This is a genomic window from Desulfonatronum sp. SC1, from assembly GCF_003046795.1.
Lineage (GTDB): Bacteria > Desulfobacterota > Desulfovibrionia > Desulfovibrionales > Desulfonatronaceae > Desulfonatronum.
In genome coordinates this window covers 1-427 of record NZ_PZKN01000177.1, presented here as the reverse complement: position 1 = coordinate 427, position 427 = coordinate 1, and the positions used below count along the sequence as shown (strand labels likewise).

The window sequence follows — 427 nt, the reverse complement described above, 5'->3', positions numbered from 1 at the left end:
CGTGGTTGATCAGTTTGGATATTTGCCCGATGCTCCAAAGGTAGCAGTAATCCGAAACCCCATAACAGGGTTCGATGCTCAGGAATCATACAGTCCTGGAAGTCATTTTGCGTTGGTTGATGCAAAGAATAATAGTCATGTTTTTACTGGCACTCCAGTTGTCTGGAACAATGGAAGTACAAATCCTTCATCAGGCGATCAGGCTTGGTGGTTCGATTTTTCTGAAGTTTCGGAAACTGGACGATATTATGTGCTTGATATTAATAATAACACGCGGTCTTTTGAATTTAGAATTAGCCCTTCGGTTTACAATGAAGTGTTGAAACATGCTTTCAGAACCTTCTTTTATCAACGTGTAGGATTTGCCAAAGAACAACCTTATGCCGAAAAAGGTTGGACAGATGAGGCCAGTCACATGGGCTCATTA

At 41.5% G+C, this 427-nt stretch carries 1 protein-coding gene; it reads left to right on the top strand.

Going from position 1 to position 427, the window contains the following annotated elements; genetic code table 11:
- Nucleotides 1-427 (top strand): cellulase N-terminal Ig-like domain-containing protein (locus tag C6366_RS18830; protein ID WP_199221618.1); only part of this gene is annotated, 427 nt, incomplete at both ends.